Source organism: Peribacillus glennii (genome assembly GCF_003429105.1).
GTDB classification, from domain to species: Bacteria; Bacillota; Bacilli; order Bacillales; family DSM-1321; genus Peribacillus; species Peribacillus glennii.
This window is the reverse complement of record NZ_QVTD01000011.1, coordinates 181811-204832: the sequence shown is the minus strand read 5'-3', so window position 1 is coordinate 204832 and position 23022 is coordinate 181811. Positions and strand designations below refer to the sequence as shown.

22 protein-coding genes are annotated in these 23022 nt (G+C 44.3%); 9 read left to right on the top strand and 13 right to left on the bottom strand.

What is annotated here, in order from left to right; translation table 11 throughout:
• Nucleotides 1–126 precede the first annotated feature (126 nt).
• On the bottom strand, nucleotides 127–1980 hold the full coding sequence (gene asnB, locus D0466_RS16405) for an asparagine synthase (glutamine-hydrolyzing) (RefSeq protein ID WP_117323616.1): 1854 nt from the start codon (nucleotides 1978–1980) through the stop codon (nucleotides 127–129).
• A gap of 427 nt (nucleotides 1981–2407) precedes the next feature.
• Here asnB and D0466_RS16400 point away from each other — a divergent pair, with 427 nt between their 5' ends.
• A complete protein-coding gene (locus D0466_RS16400) occupies nucleotides 2408–2971 on the top strand; it encodes a DUF2777 domain-containing protein (RefSeq protein ID WP_117323615.1) in 564 nt (187 codons plus the stop codon).
• Between the two features lie 336 nt (nucleotides 2972–3307).
• Here D0466_RS16400 and D0466_RS23650 read toward each other — a convergent pair whose 3' ends face one another.
• The 6 genes from D0466_RS23650 to D0466_RS16375 all read right to left on the bottom strand — a co-directional run bounded on the left by D0466_RS23650 (nucleotide 3308) and on the right by D0466_RS16375 (nucleotide 8655).
• A complete protein-coding gene (locus D0466_RS23650; RefSeq protein ID WP_407675642.1) occupies nucleotides 3308–3463 on the bottom strand; it encodes a hypothetical protein in 156 nt (51 codons plus the stop codon).
• A 455-nt stretch (nucleotides 3464–3918) separates the two neighbouring features.
• Nucleotides 3919–4269 (bottom strand): YisL family protein, encoded by a 351-nt coding sequence (locus tag D0466_RS16390; RefSeq protein WP_117323614.1) that lies wholly within the window; start codon nucleotides 4267–4269, stop codon nucleotides 3919–3921.
• Between the two features lie 77 nt (nucleotides 4270–4346).
• Entirely contained in the window at nucleotides 4347–5252 is a 906-nt protein-coding gene (locus tag D0466_RS16385; RefSeq protein WP_117323613.1) for a fumarylacetoacetate hydrolase family protein, read from the bottom strand.
• 331 nt (nucleotides 5253–5583) lie between these two features.
• Complete coding sequence (locus D0466_RS22280) at nucleotides 5584–5757, bottom strand: P-loop NTPase family protein (RefSeq protein WP_158555926.1); 174 nt, start codon at nucleotides 5755–5757, stop codon at nucleotides 5584–5586.
• Entirely contained in the window at nucleotides 5754–6932 is a 1179-nt protein-coding gene (locus D0466_RS16380) for a DUF418 domain-containing protein (RefSeq protein ID WP_233522676.1), read from the bottom strand. The genes D0466_RS22280 and D0466_RS16380 overlap by 4 nt, the downstream gene beginning before the upstream one ends.
• Nucleotides 6933–7062: 130 nt before the next feature.
• Entirely contained in the window at nucleotides 7063–8655 is a 1593-nt protein-coding gene (locus D0466_RS16375; protein WP_117323612.1) for a long-chain-fatty-acid--CoA ligase, read from the bottom strand.
• 219 nt (nucleotides 8656–8874) lie between these two features.
• On the opposite strand from D0466_RS16375, the gene D0466_RS16370 reads away from it, so the two are divergent.
• The 6 genes from D0466_RS16370 (at nucleotide 8875) to D0466_RS16345 (ending at nucleotide 10931) form a co-directional block, all read left to right on the top strand.
• Nucleotides 8875–9096 carry a spore germination protein gene (locus D0466_RS16370; RefSeq protein ID WP_117323611.1) on the top strand — a complete coding sequence of 74 codons (222 nt, stop codon included), beginning with the start codon at nucleotides 8875–8877 and terminating at the stop codon, nucleotides 9094–9096.
• 40 nt (nucleotides 9097–9136) lie between these two features.
• Entirely contained in the window at nucleotides 9137–9346 is a 210-nt protein-coding gene (locus tag D0466_RS16365; protein ID WP_117323610.1) for a spore germination protein GerPB, read from the top strand.
• Nucleotides 9347–9448: 102 nt separating this feature from the next.
• The gene (gene gerPC, locus D0466_RS16360) at nucleotides 9449–10060 is read left to right on the top strand and encodes a spore germination protein GerPC (RefSeq protein WP_117323609.1); all 612 of its coding nucleotides are present in this window, start codon (nucleotides 9449–9451) and stop codon (nucleotides 10058–10060) included.
• Nucleotides 10050–10229 (top strand): spore gernimation protein GerPD, encoded by a 180-nt coding sequence (locus tag D0466_RS16355; protein ID WP_117323608.1) that lies wholly within the window; start codon nucleotides 10050–10052, stop codon nucleotides 10227–10229. The genes gerPC and D0466_RS16355 overlap by 11 nt, the downstream gene beginning before the upstream one ends.
• Before the next feature lies 1 nt (nucleotide 10230).
• The gene (locus D0466_RS16350; protein ID WP_117323607.1) at nucleotides 10231–10662 is read left to right on the top strand and encodes a spore germination protein GerPE; all 432 of its coding nucleotides are present in this window, start codon (nucleotides 10231–10233) and stop codon (nucleotides 10660–10662) included.
• 50 nt (nucleotides 10663–10712) lie between these two features.
• A complete protein-coding gene (locus D0466_RS16345; protein WP_117323606.1) occupies nucleotides 10713–10931 on the top strand; it encodes a spore germination protein in 219 nt (72 codons plus the stop codon).
• 73 nt (nucleotides 10932–11004) lie between these two features.
• Here the strand turns inward: D0466_RS16345 and addA are convergent, their stop codons facing one another.
• From addA to D0466_RS16325, 4 genes are all read right to left on the bottom strand, one after another.
• Nucleotides 11005–14790, bottom strand: a complete 3786-nt coding sequence (gene addA, locus D0466_RS16340) for a helicase-exonuclease AddAB subunit AddA (RefSeq protein ID WP_117323605.1) — start codon at nucleotides 14788–14790, stop codon at nucleotides 11005–11007.
• On the bottom strand, nucleotides 14783–18277 hold the full coding sequence (gene addB / locus D0466_RS16335) for a helicase-exonuclease AddAB subunit AddB (protein ID WP_117323604.1): 3495 nt from the start codon (nucleotides 18275–18277) through the stop codon (nucleotides 14783–14785). Before addB ends, addA begins: the two co-directional genes overlap by 8 nt.
• A 281-nt stretch (nucleotides 18278–18558) precedes the next feature.
• Nucleotides 18559–19113 carry a signal peptidase I gene (gene lepB / locus D0466_RS16330; RefSeq protein ID WP_117323603.1) on the bottom strand — a complete coding sequence of 185 codons (555 nt, stop codon included), beginning with the start codon at nucleotides 19111–19113 and terminating at the stop codon, nucleotides 18559–18561.
• Nucleotides 19114–19154: 41 nt separating this feature from the next.
• A complete protein-coding gene (locus D0466_RS16325; RefSeq protein WP_117323602.1) occupies nucleotides 19155–19769 on the bottom strand; it encodes a TVP38/TMEM64 family protein in 615 nt (204 codons plus the stop codon).
• Between the two features lie 546 nt (nucleotides 19770–20315).
• On the opposite strand from D0466_RS16325, the gene D0466_RS16320 reads away from it, so the two are divergent.
• Nucleotides 20316–20693 (top strand): hypothetical protein, encoded by a 378-nt coding sequence (locus D0466_RS16320; RefSeq protein WP_117323601.1) that lies wholly within the window; start codon nucleotides 20316–20318, stop codon nucleotides 20691–20693.
• Between the two features lie 76 nt (nucleotides 20694–20769).
• On the opposite strand, the gene D0466_RS16315 is transcribed toward D0466_RS16320, so the two are convergent.
• On the bottom strand, nucleotides 20770–21357 hold the full coding sequence (locus D0466_RS16315; protein WP_117323600.1) for a competence protein ComK: 588 nt from the start codon (nucleotides 21355–21357) through the stop codon (nucleotides 20770–20772).
• A 241-nt stretch (nucleotides 21358–21598) separates the two neighbouring features.
• On the opposite strand from D0466_RS16315, the gene D0466_RS16310 reads away from it, so the two are divergent.
• Nucleotides 21599–21835 carry an IDEAL domain-containing protein gene (locus tag D0466_RS16310; RefSeq protein WP_117323599.1) on the top strand — a complete coding sequence of 79 codons (237 nt, stop codon included), beginning with the start codon at nucleotides 21599–21601 and terminating at the stop codon, nucleotides 21833–21835.
• 202 nt (nucleotides 21836–22037) lie between these two features.
• On the opposite strand, the gene D0466_RS16305 is transcribed toward D0466_RS16310, so the two are convergent.
• The gene (locus D0466_RS16305) at nucleotides 22038–22847 is read right to left on the bottom strand and encodes a YitT family protein (RefSeq protein WP_117323598.1); all 810 of its coding nucleotides are present in this window, start codon (nucleotides 22845–22847) and stop codon (nucleotides 22038–22040) included.
• Between the last annotated feature and the right edge of the window lie 175 nt (nucleotides 22848–23022).

Here is a 23022-nt window from a genome sequence, read left to right as displayed (position 1 = left end):
GAGAAGGAAACCGTTGCGCCTTTTCTATTAGCAGCATTTGAACCGACTTTTTTCCATGCCTTAATATTCGGGCATATACCTACTTTTATGATTTTCTCTATTTACTCTTATTTCCCAGGCAGATCTTCACGATTCAATCAATTCAATATTATAGTCCTTAAACCAGACATGTATCTGAGCAAGGTGTGCCAAAAGCTGCGGGCCTGACATAAGCTGGCCGAACCAGGGAACGTGGAAAGCCGCTCCTTTTGATTCCACAATTTCACTCAGTTTTTCTGTGTTAAAGAACTCATGCAGGATCGAATTCCGGTCTGCCAGAATGTCGTTCAACCAGAATTGGATTTTATTCGTGTATGCCGGGTTATGTGTTTTCGGATATGGACTTTTCTTGCGGTAGAGGACTTCTTCCGGCAAAAGCCCTTCAAGTGCTTTTCGCAAAATGCCCTTTTCCCTGTTCCCAACCGTCTTCATTTCCCACGGGATGTTCCATACATATTCAACCAGGCGATGGTCAGCAAACGGAACCCTCACCTCAAGGCTTGCGCCCATGCTCATCCTGTCTTTTCGATCCAACAGCGTTGTCATAAACCAAAGGATATTCAAATAAAATAATTCCCTGCGTTTGGCAGCTTCCCCGGTTTCCCCATCCAGTCTCGGGACTTCCGCAATAGTCTGTGCATACTTATTCTGTACATAGTCTTCCAGCTTTAATTTCCGCTTCCAGTTTTCTGTCAGTAATGACACCCTCGCTTTTGTCGATCGCATCCATGGAAAACCATTCCGATTTAAATCATCCTCCCGGTGAAACCATGGATAGCCGCCAAAAATTTCATCTGCACATTCCCCTGAAAGCCCTACAGTAAAATCGTTCTTGATTTCCTTGCAAAACCAGAGAAGTGATGAATCTATATCCGCCATTCCCGGCAAATCCCTGACATGGACAGCCTCCGTTAAGTAATCAGCAAGAGATTCCTGTGAAATCACCGAGCTGTGGTGCACGGTATCAAAAGCTTCCGACATCCTTTTAATCCACGGTCCATCCGAATCCGGCTGGAATTCATTTTCCTTAAAAAACAAGTCATTGTCTTGATAATCGATGGAATAAGTATGAAGCCTGCCTTTTCCTTCTTGCTGGTATGCTTTGGCGGCAATGGCTGTTATCGCACTGGAATCAACTCCTCCAGATAAAAATGTACAAAGTGGCACATCCGAGACAAGCTGCCTTGTAACCGCGTCATTCACAAGGAAGCGCACTTTCTCCGTGGTTTCTTCCAACGAGTCGGTGTGCTCTTCACTCTTCACATTCCAGTAGCGCCATATCCTTAATCCCTGGCCGGCAGATAGTGTTAACGCGTGGGCGGGACGCAATTCCTGGATGCCGCGGAACACTCCTGAGCCCGGTGTGCGTGACGGACCAAGTCCAAAAACCTCCGCAAGCCCTTCCCTGTCTATTTGAGGCTTCATATCAGGATGGGCCAAAATCGCCTTAATCTCCGAACCAAAAAGGAATCCTCCGCCTTTCTCCGCATAAAATAGTGGTTTGACGCCTAACCGGTCCCTGGCCATGAACAATTTTTGCTCCTCCATATCCCACACCGCAAAGGCAAAAATCCCGTTGAATAAATCCACGCATTTTTCTTTCCATTCTATATATGAAGTTAGCAAAACTTCTGTATCACTATGGCCTTTAAAGGAATATCCTTTTAATAACAGTTGTTTTCGAATGTCTTCCGTGTTATACAGCTCGCCATTATAGCACAAAATGTATGTTCGTTCCCGATGCTGTTTCAGCATCGGCTGGCAGCCGCCTTCCGGATCTACAACAGTAAGGCGCTTATGGCCAAACGCTGCATGTGTGTCTGCCCATAAATTGCTTTGATCAGGTCCGCGTTTTGATAATGTTTCGGTCATTCGCCCAACTATTCCAGTCTCTTTACCAAGATTTCTCCTGTAATCGATCCACCCGGTAATCCCACACATGTTTCATCACCCTTCCTCTTTTTATGGGGTCAGTCCCCCGGCGCGCTGCCGCGGTGAAGCGGTGGGGACTAACCTCACGATCAGTTGTATTTAATAACCTATGTAAATAGAGGATGGATGGTTATTTGTCCCGATATTAAAAAGGAGTTATATTTTTTATCCCGTTTGTTTAGAAAACTCACAGATTGGCGAGTCTTGTAAAAGGCTAAGTCAGAGGCTTAGTTCAGGCCCACAGGACAAGGAAGGCTTCGGCAGCGTTACATCGCACGAAACAAAGCTGAAGATTTGTGTGGATGTGGGCCACACAGGCGTTGCCACAGGAAGTGGCGCACTTATTCTGTGTTCATCTTTAGGTGGAAAGGAACGTTATATCCTATCCTTTTTTGCCGAAAAGTAGGTGAGGTCCCATTTTTTTGGAGGGTATTGTATGAGCCAACAGCAGAGATTTAAGCTTTTCAACCGCCAATCCAGGGCATTTTCAGAAGGTACAGTGGAATACATCAATCATCAATGGATATTCTTTGACGGAGAAACGGATGAGGCCTCTTCGCTCGATGAGTACTTAAATCATGATATCGAGATTTTTCGCAGCGGCCGCTGGTGTAAAGGGACCATTGGGGAAAATGGCACTGTCACACATAACGGCCAGGTGTTTGATTTAGAGCATGATGAATCAATCCGGATCCGTAAGCAGCTTATCTACTCGTTTGAGAGACTGCTGGATGAACTCAACGATGATTCTTTTTTTCAGTTTGTAACCACTTTGAATTCGCTTGATTTTTCCGTGTATGATTGTATATACAGTTATAACCAGCTCACTTTCCTTAGAACAGCAACGACACAGTCGGGGGTCAATTTTTTTATTTTTGATAACGGCACCCTGCTATGTTCTGTCCAGCATCATTTTTTTTACTCTGTAAAAGAACATGATCGATTTGAGTTCACCCTCAATACAGGGAAACGGATCATCATCGAAAAAATCAATGCTTAGCAACGTTAAAATCCAGCAAAAAAACCGGTAGTTGCTGGTTAATAAATCGCCGGTCGGCGAACCTTTTTAAAGCAGGAAGACAGAGTCGCAGTTAGGCTCACAGGATGTGCGCGCAGAGTCATTGCCATAGAATATGCCGTACTTAGTCAATGTTCTGCTTAATGCAAGTAAGAATGTTTTATGATTTTTTACCTGCGAAAAAAAAGCCTGGCGCACAAAGCCAGGCTTTTTGAGTAAAATTAGACTGTAATTATGTGATTCCGATACCTCACCAACTGCTCGATTGTTAACGGCCTATGGATATAAAACCCTTGTGCATAATGGCAATTCAAAGCTTTAAGCAGTTCGATCTGTTCCTTTTTGAACGATTTTCAAATCAAGGCCATTTCCCATGGTAATAATTGCTTTCACAATGGCAATGTCGGAAGAATCTTTCAAGTTATTGATGAATGAGCGGTCTATTTTTAACGTGTTAATCGGCAAGCTTTTCAAATAGCTGAGCGAACAATAGCCGTGCCGAAATCATCAATGGAAACCTTGACGCCAAGCCTTCCTAAGCTCCTGCATGACCTCTATGCTATAGCTGATATTTTCCGAGAATGAGACTCTCCGTCAATTCCAAGTGCAGGTAGCGGGGGCTAAGCCCGGATTCCGTGAGAGCCTCTTTACCTTGTCCAGAAATTGAGCCTGTTGGAATTAAATGCGGAAACATTGACTGAGACTATGAAATGGCCCATCCCCGACTCTTGCCATTATGTTTGACTATATAAGATACCTTTCAAGGCTTCATGATCTTCGAATACATAATTGAACGTTTGAGCCATTGCACTCACCAACAGTTACCCAATACTAGGATTTTTTATACCATCTAAGTATAAAATACCATGTTTTTTGTCCTGTAGAATGAAAATTAAAAACACCGCCAAATTTGTGGCGGTGTAAACGATTTAAGCAAATGGCTGGAATCCCTGCGGAAGGGCTAATCCCATATAAACTACTGCCAGGAACGCAATGATAAATACGGCCCAGAGTGCTCCTGTGCTTTTTCCTTTTTTAGCTCTGACGAGAATCATTTCCATCATTCCGATCACGATAATACCGATAATGGCTTTCAGGGCGTATACGCCAAAAGCACTACCTATCAAGCCGAATCCAGTAAGGATAATCAGCACGTAAAAAAGGCGCAGGATCATATGTACAATTTTAAAACTTTTCGCATTATCACCCTTGTTCATGGACACTGCTACAAAGAATAGAATTAGGGCGACCACCCAGGTTGTAATATGCATGTGCGTCATATTAAAAAATCCTCCTAAGAAATAATCACCTTCATCATATCATAGAAAAATGCGTAATCACAAAGTTTAACCTAGCACTATTCGATTTTGTTTATGAGAGTTCCAATTTTTTCGACAGTAATCTCAATAATATCACCGGATTGAAGGAATCTTGGCGGCTTGAATCCTTTACCGACTCCTGCCGGTGTGCCGGTAGCGATAATGTCGCCAGGCTCCAGAGTCATCCCCCTTGAAACCACCGAAATGATTTCCTCTACCGGAAAAATGAATTGCTCCGTATTGGCGTCCTGCCGTACTTCCCCATTCACCTTCGTCTGGATGTGAAGATGATTCGGGTTCTTGATCATTGATTTATGAACGATATAAGGACCCATTGGACATGTTCCGTCAAGGCTTTTACCCAGCAGGAATTGTTTGTGCCTGCTCTGCAGGTCCCGGGCTGTAACGTCGTTGATGACCGTATATCCAAAAACATAATCCAACGCTTCTTCGCGCGTAATCGAACGCCCTTTTTTGCCTATGATAATCGCAAGCTCTCCTTCATAATCCAATTGGGCTGTCACGCCATTGTGATTCGGAACGACCGATTTATGACCGATCACTGTGGTAGGCGTTTTCGAAAAAAGCATAAGATGCTCGGGTATATCCGCTTCGCTGCCAAGCTCGATCGCATGCTCGGCATAGTTTTTCCCTACACAAAAAATATTTTTGGCAGGACGCGGTATTGGTGCCTCCCATTCCAAATCTTCATTGGCGGCAAAAAGAGAAGCATCGTCCGCCGCATAGCTCCATTCATAAATCCTGTTTGCCTTTTCCGCAAAAACCTCTCCTTCCTGGATGCATTCCAGGAGTGTCGCTGGAAGGGAAACGGCACTGTCATTCATTTTTGCCGCAGCTTCCCCGAGCAGTAAATAATTCTGATCGTTTTCTTTAGACATGAGGATTTTGCTTTCACCTTTGATCCTGGCTGTTGAGAATTTCATTAAAACTTCTCCCCTTTTCGTGCCCGATTTGTTTCAGGCTAATTTTCTATATTGCGCTTATTTTTTAGTATACCCTTTTTATCTGTGAGGTGTTGGAGCGCCCTATAATCGCATGGCTTTTTTGGGGTGAAAGGACTTATATATCGGAAAAACTCCCAGTCTATCTTTTCAATACAGCCCTCTGCCATATCAGGCCGTGTTTTCCCCCTCTATTGGAATCTCCTGATGTGTATAGGCAACTGTTGCAGGAGCATCCAGATAGATGATTGTATCCACCCTCGCGAACTGTAATTCCAAATGTTTGGTATAAACCTCATGAACACCAAGTCTCTCAAGCCTTAAGATTATTTACCTGCTTCTGTGCTTTCCCTTGGTGTTTCCACCGGCATTCCTGCCAATAATGTGCATCTAATTGGATAGCAGGTATTCCCACTAACTGTGATAATTGTCTTGCCAATGTCGACTTTCCCGCACCCGAGCATCCTACAACCAGTATTCTTTTCACGATTTCCCCCTTGGCTGTCCCTGAATTCTTCCCAAAGCAGGTTTCTCTAAATATGTAAAAAGCCTCCACAAATACTCAACTGGTCCCATCCTGAAATATTGTAGCCATACCCTGCTGGCTGCCATTTGAATCATAAAAATAACCACTGCCAGCATCATTCCCGTGCTAAAAGAAATATTCCCATAATACCCTAATCCGTACGAGTAAAATAGGAAAGTTCCTAAAACAGATTGAAGCAGGTAATTGCTCATCGAGAGCCTTCCTACAGAGGAAAATGGCTTTAAAAGCATATAAAAACGTTTCTTCTCAATCAACAATGTGATGGAAGACAGATAAAACAACGACAATATGGGCCCCCCGAACTGGTCCTGAATAAATGAAGCCAGTGGATTGCGTGAGCTGTAATAAGGAAACAGCTTTAATGAGAGCCCTGCCGCCAAGGATGCAGCAAGGATGATCATCAATATTTTTTTATAATGGAGCGGCTTTTCAAGAATGCCTATTTTCGCAAAACCTGCGCCAACCAAAAACAATGGAAAAATAGATAAAAATAAAAAAATGGATGCAGCCGCGTTATTCACTAAATACCAGTCCTGGAACCTCTGCTGCACGATTTCCATAAAAGAACCCGCCCTGTATGCTTCCATAGATTGACGGGCGCCTTCAAGATCGTTCGGAATGCCAATTTCCCCCAATCCTGATTTCCACATAAGAAACGCCAACAGCAGGAAAGGGATCACATAAATGCCTGAACCTATGATCAGCAGCGATGTCCCGCTCATTCTATAAAATAGGATAAAAACAAAACCGAACAAGGCATAATTAATTAAAATATCACCGTGCCAGATAAAGAAAGCATGAATGCAGCCTATTAAAAGCAAGACAAATAACCTTCTTGAAAAAAGAAGAGGAAACGATTTGCCTTTACGTTCGGCCTTTCGTGCAGATAGAAAGGCGCCGAACCCGAATAAAAACGCAAATAACGGGTAGAAGCTTGCCTGGGCAAAGATATCAGTCATGATATACCAAAACTGATCGTGCTTATCCTCCCACCACGCCAATGGATCGATATATAACAGCGGCGCATGGAAGGATGGCATGTTTACAAGGAGGATACCCAGGATTGAAAATCCCCTTAGGATATCTATGCTGACAATTCTATCAGGTTCTTGCATTCGCAGAATCACTCCATTCATTTCCAACGCGGTATATCTTTATCTTTATCATACTTTGGTTCTTTCGACAAATTCGGCATAAACCAAAAAAACTGCCTTATACAAAAAAGGCAGTTTTGTTTGGGATGGATTAGTTCACAAATCGTCCCGATTTTCCAAAGGATTCCCAGTATTCATTGCGGAGATGCACTTTCTGGATTTTTCCTGAAGCCGTTTTCGGCAGCTCTCCGACAAACGTTACACCTGTCACCGCTTTAAAATGCGCCAGCTTTTCTCTTGAAAAGGCAATGATATCCTGTTCGCTGATATTCTGGTTTTCTCTTAAAACAACATAGGCATGCGGCGTTTCTCCCCATTTTTCATGGGGAACAGCAATAACGGCGGCTTCCAGGATTCCCGGATGCTCATATAACACCCCTTCCACCTCAATGGAAGAAATATTTTCCCCGCCGCTGATAATGATATCCTTCTTCCGGTCCACAATATCGATATGCCCATATTCATCGACTGTCCCCATATCGCCGGTATGGAGCCAGCCATTCCTGATTGCTTCCATAGTCGCTTCTTCATTTTTCCAATAGCCTTTCATGACGCCATGGCTTCTTGTAACCACTTCTCCTATTTCTTTGCCATCGTGGGCCACTTCTTCCCCATTGTCATTGATTACCCTGACATCGGAGCCAATCATTGAATAGCCTGCTTTCGCTTTGATTCTGTACTGTTCCTTGAGCGGCAAATTGGCCAGCTGGGGCCGAATGGTGGAAATCAGGCTCAACGGCGTGGACTCAGTCATTCCGTATACCTGGATGAATTCCCAGCCGAGTTCTTTTTCCACCCTTGTCACAAAAGCCGGCGGCGGTGCAGAACCTGCAATCACCACCCGAACCTCCTGGTCCAATGCTGGTGCATGTTCTTCATTATATTGCAAAAGAGAATTCAAAACCGTTGGAGCCATATGCAGGACAGACACCTTATGGTCCTTCATTGCTTGAAATATGGCCTGTGGAGTAGCTTTCTTCAGGCAAATGTGGGTCGCTCCGTTTGCTGTATAATAAAAAGGGGAGCCCCAGCCATTCACATGGAACATTGGCAGTACATGAAGGTAAACGTCACGATCGCTTACCCGTAAATGATGCATGGTGCTTAAAGCATGAAGATAGTTATTGCGGTGTGTCAGCATGACCCCTTTAGGATTTCCCGTCGTGCCGCTTGTATAAAGCAGGCTGCAGACATCGTCTTCATGGAGTTCGGCACGGCTAAAACGCTCTGATGAGTAACTGGCCAGCCATTCATTGTAACCGGTTTCATTCACGTCCGGTTCTTTATAGTGGACGATGATATGTTCAACTGTTTTCAGCTGTTCCTTAACGGGCTGTATCAAGTGGTATAAATTCTGGTCAACAAAAAGGACCCTGGATTCGCTATGGTTTAAAATAAACACATAATCGTCAGGAGTCAACCTGGTGTTTAGCGGCACCATAACGGCCCCGAGCTGGAATACCCCGTAGAACCCTTCCAGCATTTCAGCGGTATTCGGCGCCAAATAGGCAACCCGGTCCCCTTTTGCTATTCCCAGATTCCTTAATCCATGAGAAAGCTGATTGACTCTTCCATTTAATTCATCGTATGTAAAAACTCTTTCATCGCAATAGACCGCCTCTTTTTCTCCGTATAAAGAAACTGCTCTGTCCAGGAATTGCGGCAGCACTAATGGCACATTCATCTTAACCCCTCCAGAAATAACTATAATATTCTAAATTAATTTAATATTAACATATCTTTTTGCTAAGAACAGTACCCTTTATTGCTGTTATATAGCATTTTGTCATAACGTTCTAGAAAATTCACCTGCGGCTCGCCATAATTTTCACAGGGCAAATATCACATCAATTGTAAAAACACATAGGATATAGCAAACCAAAAACACAAATGGAGGGATGATATGCCAGCAATAGTGGGAGTAGTTCAAGTAGTCAGCGTCGGAAGCAGCGGTGTCTTCCATATTGGGGATGTTTATAAAATCTCTCCTGCATCGACCACAAAAACCTTTGCCGGCGCAGGATCCTTTAACACCGGGAGAAATCTTTCACTTTATAATAACCAAAGCGCGACCAATACGTATGACGGCGACGGAGTGGACCAGCCAGTGGCATTCAATGTATAGAATTTGTTATGCAAATTTGATGAAAAGGAGAGACCCGCTGATGATTTTCCATATACAGCAGTCCATCCATATAAATATGATCAAAATAAACAGCATCGCGAATTCCTCTGTTTTTCAGATTGGCAGTGCAGGAGTGATAAAACCCCTCTCAACACTGGCTAATACTGGAGGATTTACAGGGCCTGCACCCGAGGCAACCCCGCCTGAAACTGGGACACTTGCGCAGTTTCGGGATCCTGGCGGAGATTAAGTATATAGACCCTCACCTAAATAAAGCAGGCTGCATATACTGTTTTCAGGATTATGGGCTAGGCGCGCCTGTATTTTTGTAAAAGGTGAGGTGATTGTTCTTATGCAACATGAATTTTATTCCTACACGATCCAGATGCAAAGATATTTGGCTGCCCAGGAAAAACGGATTGCCCAATTGGAAAATCACCTGCAGATATTAAGGGATGAAATAGAAGAACTAAAGAAAAAGCCCCCTGTAAATGTAGGAAGAATTGAATATAAATTTGACCAACTGAAGGTGGAATCTTTGGAAGGCACATTAAATATCGGGCTGAATCCAAACGATCTTGCCGGACTTGACGAATTCGCAGTAAATGGAGTCTCAGCGGGAATGCCATACCTTTTTCCGGAGAGGGATGCCATGATCCAGCAAATAACCCAAACACTATCCTCACAAATGGATGAAATCATTGCTGAAACCGAAAAAAAGACAGCAATTCCAATTGATCCTTCTTATCGTGAATTTATCAAAAGCGATGTATTCAGGCAGCTTCCTCAAAGGATTGAAATGTACCTGAACAAAACTCCACTTGCTGAAAGAACAACAGGACACCACGATAACATGAAAGAAAAAATTATCCAAAATATACTAAACGATATCCACCTTGCCATTGAAAATTTTACCGCTTATTCAAATAAGCAGCCAGGAGGCTATGAAGAAAATGGTGTTTAATGTTACGAACTGTGGCCTGAATGTTGGCAGTATAGATGTTATCGGTATTTCAAGCGCTGCTTTGTTTCTGATTGGGGACGCAGATACGATACAGCTTTCGTCTGCTTTTGATACCCCGCCTGAATCCTTGATCATCGGAGCTCTGGTACCTTTCGTGCCACAGGGATAATATGTTTTCGAGAATTTCAAAAATAGAAAACCTGTCAATCAAAACGTTAATATTCAGTTCAACCCTTCAAATCGGGGACAGCTCCTGCATCGAAAGCTATGCAGATGTATTTGCCGTTCAGCGGCAGGTACCCGTTTACTTGGGGAAAGAAGCTGAAGTCTTACCATACCGGATTTTTTCCTCCCCTGCCGTCTTTCTGCCGATTGTCGAGCCAGTCACCACATTCTTTATCAATAGTCAACCATTTATAGATGTAAGGAGTATCAACATCATCGGTGTATCCGCTTCATCGGTTGTGTCGGCGGGAAATACAGGCCATGCATACATGCAGTCAAGGGTAAAGCATATCCGTCAACTTTTAAATGGAAGGCGTGCGATCAAAAATGGCCCAGATTCAACAAGCATTCAAACAAATGGAAGCCAGCCTTCCTAAATGAACTTATCCAAAAATGCTTATATCCATCTGAAAAGGGGGTGCATACCATGCCAGCAATAGTCGGACCGGTTCAAGTTATTAACGTAAGCGGAGGAGCGCTCCAATTCGGTGATTCCCTGTCTACTTCCCCTAAAAGCGCATCAAAAACCCATTTAGGCAGCGGGGCGACCAATACAGGGGCAATCATTCTTACAGCCAACGGAATAAGCGGAACCAACGTAATAAATGCAAGCGGCGTTGACCAGCCTGTATCCGGAAATAATTAGGAAGGGATCAAAAAAGCAAGAAACGGCAGCGAAAATGCTGCCGTTTCTTGGTGATTGACCAGCTTTCCCTATCTTACCCGTCTTTCATGTTTAGTAAATGGGCGCCATCAAAAAAGAATAAATAACTTTCGTTCACTTTCCTGGTTAGGATGGTTTCAACCGCGCGGATATAGAGTTTCAGTTGAACCCGGTATCGATCAGCCAAAATGTTCCTGGCCCCTTCGAATCCGCTTGCGAATTTCCCGGTTATCGCATCTGTTTTATAATCGAGGAGCACGATCCCGTTTTTATCCTCGAAAATACAATCAATGACTCCTTGGACTAAGATTTGTTCATCCCCGTTTTCCCAATGGCTGTAAGCCTCACGGGCAGGCAGTGCCATGGTAAACGGCACTTCCCTGCGGACGATGGCAGCGCGCTTTAAACGCCCCCCGATTTCGCTGTCAAAGAAGCTTACTATAACGGCAGGATCTACAGCAGCTTTTTGTTCCTCTGTCATGAGCTCACGGTTGATCAAATCTTCGGCCAATTGATTTATGGTTTGTTCTGTAACCGGTTTGCCCATATCAATATGCTGCATAATCAAATGCATAACCGTCCCTTTTTCAGCAGGGGTCAGCGACTTTTCCTGCATGAAGGAAGGGCGTGTTAGGATCGGCCGCTTAAATTTCCTGAGCAATTCCATCGAGCTTTCGTCATCGCGCAGCTCAGCCTGTCTCTTTAACTCAGATACTGACTGTTTAGAGCGATGGATGGATGCATCAGCAAAAGGATAACTCCAATTCAATTGGCGATCAATCTTTTCCTTGTATTCTGACTGTGCATCAGCTTGTTCAAAGTTTTTCACAGATTCAAGAAGCTTTTCCTGTTCGATTGCTTCTTCCTCATTAAATATTTGCAAATCCATGCCCGGAACGATTTCGATCTTCCAGCTTGATGGATGGCGGTAGATGTCTTCATTGCGGGTTGCGCTGATTCCTGTTCCAGCCAGTAAGGCATCGCTGTCGCAATGCCGGATAATCGCAGGGCCAATCCAATCCATATAGGTTTTAGCGCCTGCCCTTACATAATCCTTCAGTAGCCAGCCGGAATCCGCCCGGCCCGCTGTCCATTCACGTACGCTTTTTTCCGCATCTTTTACTGTTCCGATCAAGTATAACTTTTCCTTTGCCCTCGTTAATGCGACATAAAGAACCCGCATTTCCTCTGCAATCATTTCCAGCTGTTTTTTCTTTTTGAAGGCGATTTGCGGCAGGGACGGATATGTGATCCGCAGCTCCGGATTTACGTATTTTGAAGCAAAACCATAATCTTTATCAAGCAAGTACGACTTCCGGATATCCATCATATTGAATTGCTTGGAGAGCCCGGCGATGAACACAACAGGAAACTCCAGCCCTTTAGATGAATGGATGGTCATCAGCCGGACCACATCCTCCTGTTCACCCAAGGCCCTTGCAGCCCCGAGATCGTCTCCACGCTCCTGCATTCTTTCAATGAAGCGCAAAAAACGGAACAATCCGCGAAAAGAACTCGACTCATACTGCCGTGCCCGGTCATACAAGGCACGGAGGTTGGCCTGCCGTTGCTTTCCTCCTGGCATCCCGCCGGCAAAATCATAAAATCCCGTTTCGCGGTACAAAAGCCAGATTAAATCGGAGAGAGCTTCCTGGGCCGCCAGTTTTCTCCATTTGACAAGTTTCCCTGTAAACCATGACACCTTTTCATAGAGAAAGCCGAATTCTTCGGGATCTGCTTTCCTGAAAAAATCGGATATAGCCTCATAATATGTTCCTGGATTGAATAAACGGATCCTGGCCAATTCCTCTTCATCCAAGCCGACAATCGGGGAACGAAGAACAGAAACGAGCGGGATATCCTGCTGTGGATTATCAATTACTTTTAACAAAGAAATCATGATTGCCACTTCAGTTGCTTCGAAATAGCCGGTCGACAAATTCGCATAAACCGGTATTCCTTGATTCTTAAATTCCTCCATGATTTGCGGTGCCCATGGCATCGAACGGAGCAGAATCACAATGTCCCGGTAAGTAATGGAGCGGTAGTTCTGCGTTTTGGCATCAAAAATTTGCTGTTTTTCACCAATCGCCTTTCTAATGAGTTTCGCCATCATCCTTGCTTCCAGCTGGGCATTTTCCAATTCTTCCGCATCGAAAACCGCGTCCTGCGAATCGCTCTCCGATTCCGGATTGGAGAAAGTTATTTCTGCCTCATCCTTGTTGCTGCCGTCTATTAAATACATTTCAACCGGATAATTTTTATCTTCCGGATAAGCAGCGCCTTTTTTAAGCTCGGCGTCCTGGTCGTAATCGATCTCTCCTACAGTGATACCCATCAACTGCTTAAACAAAAAGTTCGTGCCATCCAGCACTTCCTTGCGGCTGCGGAAGTTTCGGTTCAAGTCAATTCTCAAGCCTGTTTCGGTACCGTCGTGCGTAAAACGTGTGTACTTGCCAAGAAAAAGGTTCGGTTCAGCAAGGCGGAATCGGTAAATGCTTTGCTTGACGTCTCCAACCATAAACAGATTGCCGTTTTCCTCCCCATCAGCTGTCACAAGCTTGATGATGGATTCCTGGACAAGATTCGTATCCTGATATTCGTCAACAAGCACCTCTTTAAACTTGCTGCGGTATTCCAATGCAGCCTGCGAGGGCAATCTGTTGGAATCTGCAGACGATTCGGTGAGGATATCCAGACAGTAATGCTCCAGGTCAGCGAAATCGACCAGATTCTTATCCGCCTTTGCTGCAAAAAAACGCGTATCAAACTCTTTGACAAGCATGACAAGCGTTTCCGCATAACCTTTCAGCTCACGGATGTCATGAATATAGCTCTCTGGCCTGCGCGAGAACAACTCGCTTTTCAAATTCTCAAGGATTTTTTTCGCTTTGTTGCGGTGCTTTGTCGCTAAATCAACCAGTTCTTTATTATATTCATCACCGGAGCAGCGTTTTGCAGTCGAGAATTTCCAGGTCTGCATCGACTCGTAAAGCTGGTTCCATGACTCCTCGTGGGCCCTGGATAATTGATCGACAATCCTGAGATCATCGATAAAGTTTTCAGCACGCGGCGCAGGCCCACCCGGAACTTTAGCCAGTTCCATCGCTTGTTCCAGAAAATCATGTGCCGTTTGCAGCTGTAAGCCGATATCGAATTTCAAAGCATCGATAAAGTAGAGATCCTCGATAAGCGCATTTTCGTCGACTTCATACATTTTGATAAGATGATCCAGCCAGAGATTCGGGTCTGGATGCGACCTTGAAAAGTCATGCAGCGAGCGGACCATGTTTTGCAAGGCTGAATCATTCCTGTCGCTGGTAAACGCATCAACCAGCTTAAAAAAGCGGTCATTATCGCTTTGGCCATACTGTTCCTCGAACAGTTCTTCCATGACTTCATCACGGAGCAGTTCCGCTTCGGTAGAATCTGCTATCCGGAAGCCGGGATCGATTTCAGTAAGATAATAATACTTCCTGATTACCTCGAGGCAAAAGGAGTGAAGCGTAGAAATCGAGGCCCGGTTAATCAGGCTCAGCTGCTTTCGAAGGTGCTGTGAACGGGGGTTTTCATCAATTGCCTTCTCAAGCGCTTCCCCGATCCGGTGCCTCATTTCCGCCGCTGATGCATTGGTAAAGGTCACAACAAGCAGTTCGTCCACATCTATGGGATTCTCTTCTGCGAGAACTTTTTGGATTATGCGGTTTACCAAAACAGCTGTCTTGCCTGAGCCTGCCGCTGCCGCTACCAGGATATCCTGGTCCTTGGCCCAGATCGCTTTCCACTGGTCATCTGTCCAGGTAACCTCAGCCGGCTTAACCGGGATTTTAGTTTTATTCATTATCTTCCGCCTCCTTCCTCAGCATTTCCAATACATCGGCCTGCTTTTTGGGCAGTAAATTCCTAAACTGGTTTTCCGCAAGCGACTGGTCGAATTGGCAGACGGATTTAAAAGAACAAAACGTGCAGGGAGTCCGATCCTTCAATTTGTAAGGTGTTATATCGACCTTTCCTTCTACGATGGAGTTGCCTGCATCCTCATAGACTTTGCGGACGTGTTTTTTCAGGATCGAAAATTCTTCTGTACTTGCAATCCTTGATGCTGATTGTAAAGAACCATCTTTTTTAAAACCGGCAGGAATCACGTCTGAAGACTTTGGGCCGTCCGTTTCAAGCGACCGGTCCATCAGCCGGATGATATTTTGTTCTCCGAGCAGCAGCCCCTTCATTTTGAAGCTCTTATAAATCCCTTTTTCTATTTCATCCATCCCGACCATGCCGCTTGTGTTCAACACCGGATTGTGGACATGGAAGTAAAGCACGCCTGCAGGAAATGCTTCTTTCCCGATCAGGGACTGCGAGTGGGTAATAACGATATCCAGGTAAGTGAGCATTTGTAAAGCAAGCCCATAGTAGACCTCGCTGATGTTTAAATCCTTTTCGCTCGACTTATAATCCAGGACCCGCAAATACACGCCCTCGTTTTCTTCCGCTTTATCCACCCGGTCTATTCTTCCGATCAGTTCCATTTTTGTCCCATTGTTCAAAGTAAAAGATAGCGGAGGCAATTCTCCGTTCTTGCCGAACCCGAGTTCAAGGCCTATGGGTGAAAATCCGCTGACTTTTGCATGCTCGCTTAAGATCATCGACGCACGGCCAATTACATTTTCGAGCTTTTTCTTCAAATAATGATGGCGGTTCGTGCTAAGAAGGATTTCGTTTTGAAGCTTTGGGGCTAGCCGGTCTACCGCTTCTTTTGCCAGCCTTAGACATTGTTCCTTTGTCAGGGATGCCCACGAAATATCATGGTCCCTCAAATAATCCGATATCAGCTTGAGTGCACCATGGAACATTTCACCTATATCAGGGGCATCCAGCCGGAAAATCTTTCGTTCGCGCAGTTTCAACCCATGGGCCGCATAATGGGAAAACGGGCAGCTGTTGAACATTTCCATCCGAGAAACACTCGCCGTAATCGTATCCCCATATAATTTCTTGCTCGTACCAGCTGATAATTGCTTTGCCCTGTTCTCATAAAACAGGCTGGACAGGACACGGACCGCTCCAGGTTTCATGATTTTGTCATCAATATAGGCATTGTACACATCCCACCAGAGCGGATCAATTGGATAATTTCTTATTTTCAGCTGCAGCTGTGCGGTTAAGTATGATATAGCCACATCGAAATTAGCCGCATATTCCGCTTGCGCAGAAGCAGGCAGGTCTGACGGGTCATTCATATAAAGTGTTTCATCAAGGTCAGGCAGCACATCTCTTACTCTCTTAATATAAGAAGACGGCAACAGCGTTTTTCCTTCTTCATCTGCGAAAGGATAAGACAGATAGAGCTTCTGCGACGGAGTCATAAATGCTTTATAGGCTGTAAATTCCTCATCCAGCAGCCGGATTTTTGAACCTGGGGCAATCGGTAGCCCTTCGGCGGATAACGTCTCCCTGTCGCTATCGGAAAACACACCTTCTTCACCCGCTTTACCAGGCAGCACACCTTCTGTAAGGCCAATAACAAATGCCGCCTTCACATCATCCAAACGCGATAAATCCAGATTGGCGACAAGGACCTGATCAATGGCGGGAGGAACGAGAGAGAACTTCATTGTTTCAAAGCCTGTCTCTATAATGGCAGAAAAATGCTTTAAGCTAGTCATTTCATTTCCGAGCATTTCCACAAATTGATCAAGCAGTTCCATGACAGCGTTCCATACTTGCTCATGCTCGCGTGCAGCAAGCAAATCCCCTTCATCTTCTGCTTCGAATTTCCAATTATCCAGTTTTTCCGGGATATGCAAGTCCTCAAGATATAAATAAAGGGCTTCACAAAATTCACGTCCATTTTTTGCGCGTTTGAAGCGGCGGGACAAGCGGAGAATCGGCTCGGTGAACATCTGTTTCAGCTCGTTCAAATCATCCTCTATCCGCTTTTCGCTTTCAGTCTGGGCGCGTTCTTCAAGTTCCAGTCCGCGGAACCGCACGTATTTCCAACGTTCCTTAGAAGTCCACTTATTGCCCTTGACCCCATGGGAAAGCACAAAATTTTCCAGACTGTCCACCCTTTCCCTCATGCGATTCTGGTTTCGGGCAATCGGGTACAGCAGTTCGGTTTTAATGGAGCGGAAAACCGGTTCATACCTCCAATTCGTAAGCAGGATTTCAAGGGTTGACCGTATCAATTCGATCAAGGGGTGATTTAGCATGGAACGCTTGGCATCGACGAAAACGGGGATATGATAATCACGGAAAACCGTGTGGATCAGATCATGGTAGGAATCGCCATTGCGAAGTAAAATCGCAATATCCTTCCAGCGGTAATTTTCTTCACGGACGAGCTTTAAAATTGTCCGCGCAGTTCCCTCAACCTCTGACCGGCGGTTGACCGCTTGTGCCACAGCGATATCCGGCCCGTTCAAGAATGTGCGTGCCGGCCTGACATTAAAATTGGCTTCAAGATGCGCAAGTGTTGGACTGCCGGCAAACCGTTCCGCCCGGGACAAAACAATATCAGGTTCAGGAATGATCCCGAGATTTGCGGCCTCTGTGCAGATACTATGGTAAAGTGTACCTGTCTGCCTGAATAAATCCAGGTCTCCGGGCGGATTTTGCTTGTAGGGCTGGTCAAGTGTCAAAGATATGGTGACGCCCTTGCTAAGCTTTATCAGTTCTTTGACAATAAGAAGCTCCTGGGGTGTCATGCTGTAAAAGCCGTCGATATAAATCTCCGCTGATGCGATATATGGTGAAGACGCCATCTTTTCCACCAGCAATTTAAAATAATCCTCCGAGCCCAAATACTTGCCGGCCAATTCATCCTCAAAAGCTCTGTAGATCATTTCCAAATCATGAAGCTTTGCATCAAGCCCCCCGCTGCTCCCCTTTTTCTCAGCGAATTCCTTAATGTCTTCAGGGTTTATGCAGTACCGCTTGAATTCCGTCAGCATGTCCTCGAGCTGCGCGATGAATCCCTGTTTGTCGGCAGAGCGGCGGAACATTTTCAAATCATCTTTTTTATCTTCAATGATCTTGCGGATGAGCATATTGGCTCCAACACTGTCCAGATGGATCCTCGTCATCCCGCCGGTTTCCTGGAGCACGCGCCAGGCAAGCCGGGTAAAACTGTATACCTGGGAGCGAATCATTCCCGTAAGGCCGGGGGTCGTAGCCAATTTATATTCAGATAAAAACGTCATTTGATCGGGAACCAGATAAATGATGGGGCTTCCTGACGGATTTCCATGGAGCTTGCCGCGGATTTCATCAAGTATATTTGTCGTTTTTCCCGTCCCGGTTCTTCCAAGTATAAAACGGAGAGACATCCTATTTCCTCCTCCATCCCCTTTTCACTGTCCAAAAACCGCCAACTATCATCGTGGCGGTTTGCACAGGTATAGGTGGACCAATCTCTTTAGTACAATCATACCAGAAAAGCCTGTCAATTTTCCGTGCAGACCTGTGTAAATTACTGGCACCTTTTTCTCCATTTTACCGACTCCCCGGCAAAAAGTACAATCATACGTTCGCTTTTTTAGATACGAACAAGGCTGACCCCTTTGCTGAGTCAGCCCCTAAAATAAGCAAACCTTGAATACTATTCAACTTAAAACTCCACATTTAATTTGTCCAAAGGCCAATACCGCATATTTACCTTGCCCACGACCTGGTCTATGGAAACATAGCCGAAATGCCTGCTGTCCATACTTCCGAGCCGGTTATCCCCGAGGACGAACAGCTTTCCGCTCGGTACCTTCCGTGAGCCCGTCAATTCGCCAAGGGTAAAATCACCGGTAAGATTCCGGCCGGGGATCGGTGGGGGGAAATGCTTAAGATAAGGTTCGCGATAGTTAACGCCATCCACGTATAAATGATCATCCTTATAAGTTATTGTATCGCCTGGAAGGCCAATAACTCTTTTCACATAGTCTTCTTTATCATTGGCATGAAAAACAATGACATCAAAGCGGTGGATATCCTCAATTTGATAACCGATTTTACTTACGACAAGCTTATTTCCATCCTGCAAGGTGGGCTGCATGGACTCTCCTTCCACTACATAGCTGGAAAAGAAAAAGGCCCTGATTAGAAGGAACAAAACGAAAGCGATCACACCGGCTGTAACCCATTCGCGAAAAAACTTTTTACACTTTGCTGACATTTCATGTGGCCCCCAATTACTAAAAGCCTGATGTATAGAAATTATCCTCCATTCTCACTTTTGATGCCCTTATTTAATCTTATCTCCATTCGTTTCCCGGCATACCAGAGAATCACGATAATCAACAGTACAATTACAGTTCTCGCCGGCTTATGGATAAGCGAAACAATATCGTAGCCTACAAAACTGATTGTAAAGATCATCACCATTTTCCCGGCCAATACCGCCAAAGCATATTGAAACGGGCTTATTTTCGAAAGCCCCGCCACAACATTGATGACCGCTGACGGAGTGAAAGGAAAGCAAAGCAATAGGAACAACGGTCCAAAACCATGGCGGTCAACCCAATTCATCAATCTCTGGACCTGTCTGTTTTTTAGTAAAAATCTTAGCAACCGTTTTTGTCCATACTTTCGGAAAATAAAAAACACGAGCATTGCACCGGTGACAGAACCCAGCCAGGAAAACAAAAATCCAAGCCAGAGGCCGAACGCGCTGGCATTCGCCAAAACAAAGACGACAAGCGGCAAAAAAGGCAAAAACGCTTCAAGCAAGGGCAGAAGCAGACCCGGGATGGGGCCGAAAGATCTATATTTTTGGATAATATCCAATATATTCTCAAGAGTGAACCATTCTCGCAAAACATCAAAATCCATATTGAATCTCCTTGGGCGCGCCGCCTTAAACGATGGCGGCTTTAAATGTTAAATGTTCAAGTCCTGTCCCAACTGCTAACTTTAGATATATCACGTTATCTTGAAAATGCAAGTATTATTCTTTTTTGACAATAAGAAAGTGTTAAACTTTCTTATCTGCATAAGGCACAATACAGACTGAGTGCGCCACCGCCTTATGTCTTCGCCTGTGTGACCCACAACCTATGGGCCTAACTATGGCTCTGTCTTCGCCTTTAAAAAGCTGCCAGTCGGCGATACTTCTAAAAAAAGATAGTATAGTAAAACCTTTCCCTCATATATGAATTCATAATCTATTTTAGCGCGAAAACTCTTTTCCATTAAAACAGGCTTGCATTAGAATTTTTTTTTGATTACGATAAAACGAGAACAAGTGTTCTGATTTTTCTCCTCCAAACATACATAAGATATATAAGAAAACTGAAACAGGCGATGCCTGAACAGGCAAGTTCAACTCCGCACTATGGCTGCACTGCCGCCTGACTTTTTGTGAAGGGAGCAATAAGCATGACCCGCATTCCCGAACATGACCGAGACATGATCGAGCAAGCAATTTACCTTCCCATGGTCATTACCGTATTAAACCGGGACAGGATGATCATCGAAGCAAGTCCGTTCAAATTGCCGAAGCCCTATCTCGACTTGGTCGAGGAAGCCCTTAAGACAGTCCAAAAGGAATTGGCAGGGGTAAGGAAATATCTCAGGAAGGAGAATATTAAAGTAAGCAAGTTAAAGCGTGATGAAGCATTTACCATGTATAGTTTCATTTACAGGGGCTATGAGGAACATCACAATTATTTCAATCCGCGCTTGAGGAACAAGGTGGAAGAGCTGTTGGCCTATTTTTTATTTAAGAGGCTCCTTCCCGATGAATCGCGTGTTTGAACAGAAATAAGCCCACACTCGTTACCGAGCTGGGCTTTTCCTATCCATCTAAAAAGTATCTTTGTTCGAGGAAGGATCATTCCTCTTCCCAATGTATTTTTTTGTATTTGGTGTACTTTAATCCCATTTCTGACGCTTTTAGATGATGTGAACCAGAATGCAAATAAAAATACTTGCGATCTGTTTCTTCTATTCTTTGGATGAGCTTATCTTTGAGGAAAACCGTTCTCATATATTGGTTTTCAAATGAGCTGGTTGAAATGGGCAATTCCGCTTGCTGGTTATTTTTAAATGTGACCGAAGTATGGGATAAGTCTATTCGGCTGTATGAATCAATATGCTCAAGTGAAACCCATATGCATTGAGGGCGCATAGGAGATGTAGTCGGAAAGAAAAACATGGAGCTTGTAGGGTTGATTGCAATAGGTGCTTTATGTGTAATGCCGATTAGCTGTCTTGTTCCTTCTTTCCTGCCTTCATAGCTCGTTCCGAAGTAGTGGCAGCTCTTTTTTATGATGTCGATTGGCCTGAAGGGGGAAATATATTCATCATCCAGTTCGATAATATGCGAATATATTTTGCTGCCGTACGTAGTGGGCATGACCATTAATGTATAGGGGGTGATTTCGTATTCTTCTATTAATCCTGGTTTCACATCCTTCATAAGCAGGGCTCCTCTCAAAATATCCAAATTAACAATCCAAAAATTTCTTCCTCATATTACCATAACCCATGATAATTACATACACTATTCACAAAATAGTAAGATTTATAATTAATGTGTTGGTTTTGAACCGAATATGCAATAACTGTCGTAAATTAAATATTGAATATTTTAAATTTTCTGTTGATTTTATACAGGTACATTCCATATACTATTAAAAAGGTGTCAGGGGTGGTTCTTCGTGAACAATGGAAAATCGTATTCGGAGATGGCCAAGTCATACGCGATGAACAAGAAAAAGAAAGATGCCCACATGAAGGAACTGATGATTGACATGATTATCCACGAGTCTATCCTAACTTACAAAAAGAAGAAGCTCGCTGAAAGGATTGACGAGGCGCTGGACACAAAAGACAGGAAGCTGTTTGCCCTTTTATCCAATGAATGGAATGAAATCAACAAAATGTTTGGCACGTAAATTTAAGTTCCGGTTAGAATCACTGTTTTCTGCGCTTAGACAAAATAAAAGCAACGTATTTCTTTTTGATTAAAAAAAACCTGCTGACTATTGAAGTAGCAGGTTTTTTTCTTAAATGGGACGGATCTGCCGCCAACCGCCCAAGTCATCACGCACGTAACGTCAAACACTTGCAACCGGGATATTCGACTGAGTATGGCAATTACGACTTATGGAAGGAGCCCATTACCTCCGTCGTTTCCGTTATATTCACAAAAGCATTCGGATCGACTTCATTGATCATCGTTTTGACATCGGTCAACTGATACCGGGTGATTACAGTCATTAGTATTTTCCGGCTTTCGCCTGAATAAGCCCCTTCCCCGTCCATCACGGTAATTCCTCTGTATAAATTGGCTAGCAGCTTAGACTTCATTTCTTCTCCATTTTTCGTGACGATCATCAAAGTCAGCTTAATATGGTTCGTATGGATGGTATCTATCACCTTTCCGGTTGCATATATGGCAACAAGCGTATTTAATGCTGCATCCCAATTGAACACAAAGCCGGATAATATCACGACAACCGCATTCATGGCCGAAATAAGGGCACCCAATGGAAAATCCTTTTTCTTTGTCAACAGCATGGCAATGATATCAAATCCGCCTGAAGAACCGGATGCCCGGAAGATAAAGCCGATTCCAATGCCGGTAATAACGCCGCCGAATAAGGAAGACAAAATCGGTTCCGAACTAATGGCATGTACCGGTATGACATATAAGCTGGCCGACAGTACAAGCACAGACAAAATCGTATAGCTGATGAACCTTTTCCCAAGCTTGTATACCCCAACGATCAAAAGCGGGAGATTAAGGACGAAATTCAACACGCCTGTATTGAATGGAGTAATGATCCCTAACATGATGGCTATCCCGCTTAGCCCGCTGCTCAAAATCTGATGGGGGATAAGAAATAAATTGTATGCCGCACCCACGATGACAGAGCCGATAATAATTGTTAGCAATCTGTTCATTTGGCCAACTCCTTGCCGGAACTATATAGGTTGAATTTATTATAGTAAAGAATCCGGGGACAGAGTATTTAAAAGTTTATTCAGATAATAACCGCAGGAAAATCGAAAAAACGCTTGGATCCCTGTTCCGCCAAGCGTTTATCATTCCATATCCAATAATATTGTTGCACAAAAT